The organism is Falsiroseomonas oryziterrae (assembly GCF_021864505.1).
GTDB classification, from domain to species: domain Bacteria; phylum Pseudomonadota; class Alphaproteobacteria; order Acetobacterales; family Acetobacteraceae; genus Falsiroseomonas; species Falsiroseomonas oryziterrae.
On record NZ_JAKJIB010000270.1, the window covers coordinates 1 to 5,938 of the forward strand.

Annotated in this window: 4 protein-coding genes; 1 reads left to right on the forward strand and 3 read right to left on the reverse strand. The window is 71.4% G+C overall.

Annotated elements, in window-relative coordinates; all coding sequences use genetic code 11:
- Window positions 1–63: 63 nt before the first annotated feature.
- The 3 genes from ugpB to L2I40_RS17790 form a co-directional block, all read right to left on the reverse strand.
- Window positions 64–1,404 (reverse strand): sn-glycerol-3-phosphate ABC transporter substrate-binding protein UgpB, encoded by a 1,341-nt coding sequence (gene ugpB / locus L2I40_RS17780; RefSeq protein ID WP_237216532.1) that lies wholly within the window; start codon window positions 1,402–1,404, stop codon window positions 64–66.
- A 96-nt stretch (window positions 1,405–1,500) separates the two neighbouring features.
- Window positions 1,501–2,706: an FAD-dependent oxidoreductase gene (locus tag L2I40_RS17785; protein ID WP_237216533.1), complete on the reverse strand. Its 1,206-nt coding sequence runs from the start codon at window positions 2,704–2,706 to the stop codon at window positions 1,501–1,503.
- Entirely contained in the window at window positions 2,699–4,000 is a 1,302-nt protein-coding gene (locus L2I40_RS17790) for a glycosyltransferase family 4 protein (protein ID WP_237216534.1), read from the reverse strand. Before L2I40_RS17790 ends, L2I40_RS17785 begins: the two co-directional genes overlap by 8 nt.
- 107 nt (window positions 4,001–4,107) lie before the next feature.
- Here L2I40_RS17790 and araD point away from each other — a divergent pair, with 107 nt between their 5' ends.
- Window positions 4,108–5,835 carry an L-arabinonate dehydratase gene (araD, locus tag L2I40_RS17795; protein ID WP_237216535.1) on the forward strand — a complete coding sequence of 576 codons (1,728 nt, stop codon included), beginning with the start codon at window positions 4,108–4,110 and terminating at the stop codon, window positions 5,833–5,835.
- Window positions 5,836–5,938: the final 103 nt, after the last annotated feature.

Genomic DNA, 5,938 nt, shown 5'->3' on the forward strand with positions numbered 1-5,938 from the left:
GGCCGTTCCAGCCCCCCTTAGCCCCCCCGGCCCGCGCGGCACAGGTGCCGCGCGGGGGGTTGCTCAACCTCCCCGGTTCTGCCGCTCGAAGTTGCGGAGCACCTGGTTGCCGCGGTTGACCGCGTTGTTCATCGCCTGCTCGGCCGTCTGCTGGCCCTGGAAGGCGCGCTCCATCTCCTCCTGGATGATGGTGCGGATCTCGACCAAGCCGCCGAGGCGGATGCCCATCGAGTTCTCCGTCATGCTCCCGCCGCCGCGCAGCAGCTGGCGGATCGGGATGTCGGCGCCCGGGTTCTGCGTGTAGAAGCCCGACCGCTCGACCTCCTGGAAGACGGACTGGCGCACGGGCAGGAAGCCGGTGTCGACGTGCCAGCGGCGCACGATCTCCGGCCGGCTGAGGAACTGGAAGAACTCCGCCACGCCGCGGAACTCATCCGCGCTGCGCTGCGCGTTCGGGCCGCGGTTCATCGCCCAGAAGCTCGCACCACCGATGATGCCGTTCAGCGGCGTCGTGCCCTGGTAGTAGGGCAGCATCGCCACACCCCACTGGAACTGCGCCTCGCGCTGGATGCGCGCGCGCAGGCCGGAGGAGGCGAAGATGATCGCGCATTCGCCCGACGGGAACAGCGCATCCGCCGCGCCGTCGCGGCCGCCGTAGCGGAACAGCCCGTCGCGCTGCCAGTTCACCAGGTTCGTCATGTGGCGGACCATGGTGGGGTTGTTGATGCGGAGCTCCGCGTTCAGCCCGCCGAAGCCGTTGCCCTGCGTCGCGAGCGGGATGTTGTGGATGGCGCTGAACTGCTCGACCTGCGTCCAGGTCGGCCAGGCCGTCGTCATCGGGCAGGTCACGCCGGCCTGGCGCAGCGCGCGCGCGGCCTGCTCCACGCCTTCCCAGGTCTCCGGGAACTGGTCGGGGTTGAGATTGGCGCGGCGGAAGGCGTCCTTGTTGTAGAACACCACGGCCGTCGAGCTGTTGAACGGCATCGACATCATCCGCCCGTCGGCGAGGCTGTAGTAGCCGCGCACCGCGGGCAGGTAGTCGTTGAACGGAATCTCGATGTTCGTCTCGCGCAGCAGCTCGTGCACCGGCTTGATGGCGCGGCCCGCGGCCATCATCGTGCCCGTGCCGACCTCGAACATCTGCACGATGTGCGGCGCCTGGCCGGCGCGGAAGGCCGCGATCGCGGCCACCATCGTCTCGGGGTAGGAGCCGCGGAAGCTCGCCACCACGCGGAAGCGGTTCTGGCTCTGGTTGAACTCGTTCGCATAGCCCTCGAGCATGCCGCCGAGCGGCTGCGTCAGGCCGTGCCAGAACTGGATCTCGATCGGCTGTTGGGCCTGGGCGGGGGCGACCCCCGCGAGGCCAAGCGCGACGGCGCCGGCCATGAGCGTTCGGCGAAACATGAGCTTTGTCCTCTCCCCGTGAGCGGTGGCCGCGGGCTGGTATCGGGGCCGCGTTGCGCCACTCTTACCCTTTTATGACAGAGGGATGAAGGGGCCTCAGGACACCGCGGCGGCCACGCGCAGGCCGCTGATCATGGAGGAGCGGAGCAGGTGCTCGCGGGCCTGCGCCGGATCGTCCGCGATCCGCTGCAGATCGGCCAGCATCCCGGCCCGCCGCGCCGGATCGGATTCGCGCATGCGCGCGCGGTTGCGGTCGGCCTGGGCGATGATCTCGCGCTCGGCCACCGGGCGGCGCCGGCGCGTGTAGCGGCCGAGCAACGTGGGCTCCGCCTCGCCGCGCCAGACCGGCGCGAGGGTTGCGGCGAGTTCCATCGCGTCGTGGATGCCGCCATTCATCCCCATGCCGCCCGACGGGCTGTTGAGATGCGCCGCGTCGCCCGCCAGCAGCAGACGCCCGCGGTCATAGGTCTCCACGATTCGCTGGTGGATCCGGTAGGGGCGGAGATCCGGCACCTCGTAGGGCGTTCCCTTCGGGTGGATCGCCTGCAGCTTGCGCTCGATCGCCTCCGGCCGCAGCGCCTCCTCCACGCTCTCGCCCGGCGCCGGGTAGAGGCTCGCGCGCCAGAGGCCGGGGACGCGCAGCAGGCTGAAGGTGCCGCTGAAGGCGGGGTGCTGCGTCCAGACGTAGTTGACGTTCGACAGCCCTTCGAACACGGCGGCGAAGTCGAAGCGCGTCGTCGCGAGGATCGTCGTCTCGGGATAGGTGTCGCCGGGGAAGTCGAGGCCCATGGCGCGGCGCACCGCGCTGCGCGCGCCGTCGCAGCCGATGGCGTAGGGGGCGCGGAGCGGATCGAAGCCGGCGCCGCGCAGCGTGACGCCGTCGGCGTCCTGCGACACCTCCTCGACGCGCGCGCCGAACCGCAGTTCGACCGCATCGGCATGGTCCGCCCGGAGCTTCGCGAGCAGCAGGCGCGAGAGCTTCCACTGCTCGGCCTGCAGCCGATAGGGATGCGAGGTGTCGTCCTTCAGGACCGCGAGGTCGAAGACGGCGCGCGCGCCGTCTTCGTGCCGGCGCACCTGCCAGGTCGGCGTGACGAGGCCCTGCGCGATCAGCGGCGCGGCGAGGCCGAAGCCGTCCAGCATGTCGAGCGTCGGCGGATGGAAGGTGGAGGCGCGCAGCTCCTCCGAGATGTCGGCCTCGGCTTCCAGCACGGTGCTCGGCACGCCGAGGGTCGCGAGCCGCAGCGCGAGGACGAGCCCGACCGGCCCGGCGCCGACGATCGCGATGCGCGGGTCAGGCATCGGCGTCTCCGTCCGCGGTCGTTGGCAGGCGCCCTGCGGCGAGGTGCTGGACCAGCGCGAGCTGGCGCGGCAGGCACACCTGTCGCAGGTCGTAGCGCTCCACCACGCTGCGACGCCCGGCCTCGGCCAGATGCGCGTGCCCGGCCTCGTCGGCCAGCACGCGCAGCACCGCCTCGGCGATCCGCTCGGGTTCGAAGAAGGGCACGAGCAGGCCGTTCACGCCGTGCTCGATCACCTCTTCCACCGGCGGCGTGGCGGAGCCGATGACCAGCGCGCCGCAGGCCATCGCCTCCAGCATCGACCAGGACAGCACGAAGGGATAGGTCAGGTAGAGATGCGCGCGCGTGACGCGGAACAGGTCATGCAGCGCGTCGTAGGCAACGCGGCCGGTGAAGTGGATGCGCGACAGGTCGAGCCGGCCGGCGAGGTCGCCCAGCATGCGCTCCTTCCAGCTCTCCGCGCCCTCCGGCTTGCTGCCGTAGGACACCTCGTTGCCGCCGACGACCACGGCGTGCAGGTCGGGCCGCTCTGCCTGCAGCAGCGCGAGCGCCCGCATGAAGGACGGGAAGCCGCGATAGGGCTCGAGGTTGCGCGCGACGTAGGAGATCACCGGGTCGCCGCGCCGGAACTCGCGCCCTTCCGGCGTGCGAAAGACCGCATCGGCGCGCGGCGCGCAGCGCGTGGTGTCCACGCCCTCGTGCAGGACGGTGATCCTCCGCTGCGCCCAGTCAGGGTACCGGCTCTTCTGCCAGCGCGTCGGGCTCACGCCCCAGTCGGCGGTCTGCAGCGCGATCAGCTGCGTCGCGTTCAGCGTGCGCGCCCGCGCGGCGTCGTCCAGGCTGACGGCGCGCGACGGGTCGAAGCCGAGGTCCTGGCCGAAGGCGTTGTAGTAGAACTCCCAGTAGTAGAGCGTGCGCGCCTGCGGCAAGACGTCCTTCAGGTAGAGGCCCTCGCCCCAGCCGGGGTGGCAGACGATCACGTCGGGCCGGAAGCCCTCGCTGTCGCGCAGCTGCACGAGCCGGTTCGCGAGCAGCTGGCCGCGGCGGATATGCGCCTCGAGCCCGCGGATGTAGCGGTGCGTGTGCTCGCCCGGCCCGCGCGGCGCGCCATAGGCGACGTAGCGGATGCCGGGCACCGCATAGCCTTCCTTCTCCCCGGCGCCCCAGACCTCGACGTCCGGATGCTGCGCCAGGGCAGGGGCGAGATGGGCGTATTGGCCCGGGAAGTTCTGGTGCACGAACAGCGCCCGCAGCTTGCGGCGCGGCGCGACGGCGGGCGTGGCAGGGTCGGTCATCCGGCGCCGACGCTGCGTGGGGCGCGCGGCATGGTCAAGCCGGGCCCCTGGTCCGCCCGGCGCGGCGGTGGCAGGCTCCGCCCCCTTCGAGGACGAGGAAGGCCGACATGGCGCGCAAGACGCCCGAACAGCTCCGCAGCCACCGCTGGTACGGCGTGGAAGATCTCCGCGCCTTCGGCCACCGCTCGCGCATGCTCCAGATGGGCTTCGCCGAGAGCGATTTCCGCGGCAAGCCGGTGATCGGCATCGTCAACACCTGGTCCGAGCTGTCGCCGTGCCATTTCCACTTCCGCACCCGCGCCGAGGAGGTGAAGCGCGGCGTCTGGCAGGCGGGCGGCTTCCCCGTGGAACTGCCGGCGCATCCGGTGACCGAGCAGTACATGAAGCCGTCCAGCATGCTCTACCGGAACCTCCTCGCGATGGAGACGGAGGAGCTGGCGCGGTCGCAGCCCTGCGACGGGCTGATCCTGCTCGGCGGCTGCGACAAGACGCCGCCTGGCCTGGTGATGGGCGCGCTCTCCGCCGGGCTGCCCTTCATCTTCGTCCCCGCCGGCCCGATGCTGCGCGGCAATTGGCGCGGCAAGACGCTGGGGTCGGGGTCGGATGCCTGGAAGTACCATGCGGAGCTGCGCGCCGGGACCATCACGCCGGCGCAGTGGAAGGACATGGAAGGCGGCATCGCGCGGTCGTTCGGCACCTGCATGACCGCCGGCACCGCCGCGACCATGATGCTGGCCTGCGAGGCGATGGGGCTGACGCTGCCCGGCGCCTCCGCCATTCCCGCCGCCGACGCCAACCACCCGCGCATGGCGACCGAATCCGGCAAGCGCATCGTCGAGATGGTGTGGGAGGACCTGACGCCCGCCACGATGCTGACCCAGGCCAGCGTGGACAATGCGGTCGCCGCGACCATGGCCTTCGGCGGCTCCACCAACGCCATCATCCACATCATCGCCATGGCGCGCCGCGCCGGGCTGGAGCTCGACCTCGAGCGGTTCGACGCGATCAGCCGCCGCGTGCCGCTGATCGCCAATCTCCGGCCGAACGGCGACACGCATCTGATGGAGGACTTCTTCTACGCGGGCGGCAGCCGCGCCTTCCTCAAGCGGCTCTCGCCGCATCTCGACCTCGCGGCGCGCACCGTGACCGGCCGCACGCTGGGCGAGGACATCGCCGACGCCGAGGTCTTCGACGAGGATGTGATCCGTCCGCTCGACCGGCCGCTGCAGGCGGAAGGCGGGCTGGCGGTGCTCAAGGGCTCGCTCGCGCCGAAGGGCGCGGTGATCAAGACCAGCGCGGCCGATCCGCGGCTTCTCGCCCATACCGGCCCGGCCGTGGTGTTCGAGAACTATGCCGACCTGAAGAAGCGGCTCGACGATCCCGACCTGCCGGTCACGGCCGACAGCGTGCTCGTGCTCAAATCCTCGGGCCCGCAGGGCGGGCCCGGCATGCCGGAATGGGGCATGATGCCGATCCCGCAGAAGCTGCTGAAGCAGGGCGTGCGCGACATGGTGCGGCTGTCGGATGCGCGCATGTCGGGGACCAGCTACGGCACCTGCATCCTGCATGTCGCGCCGGAGAGCCATGTCGGCGGGCCGCTCGCGCTGGTGCGCGACGGCGACCTGATCCGGCTCGACGTGCCGAACCGCCGGCTCGACCTGCTGGTGGAGGAGGCCGAACTGGAGCGGCGCAGGAGCGCCTGGACGCCGCCCGCGCGGCGCTACGCGCGCGGCTGGACCTCGCTCTACCTGGACCAGGTCACCCAGGCCGACGAGGGCTGCGACCTGCGCATCCTCGAAGCCGGCGCGCCGACGCCGGAGCCGGATATCTATTAGTGCCTCAGGCGCCGGCGCGCGCGTCCGCGCGCGTCGTGCGGCAGGCACGCCTCCGGCGTGACGCTTGCGCGCCTCAGGCATGTCGCGCTTGCGCGTCGGTTGC

What these genes read in the sequence shown, in the direction of transcription:
- ugpB (WP_237216532.1), bottom strand. Translation starts at nt 1,404, where the DNA reads ATGTTTCGCCGAACGCTCATGGCCGGCGCCGTCGCGCTTGGCCTCGCG.
- L2I40_RS17785 (WP_237216533.1), bottom strand. Translation starts at nt 2,706, where the DNA reads ATGCCTGACCCGCGCATCGCGATCGTCGGCGCCGGGCCGGTCGGGCTC.
- araD (WP_237216535.1), top strand. Translation starts at nt 4,108, where the DNA reads ATGGCGCGCAAGACGCCCGAACAGCTCCGCAGCCACCGCTGGTACGGC.
- L2I40_RS17790 (WP_237216534.1), bottom strand. Translation starts at nt 4,000, where the DNA reads ATGACCGACCCTGCCACGCCCGCCGTCGCGCCGCGCCGCAAGCTGCGG.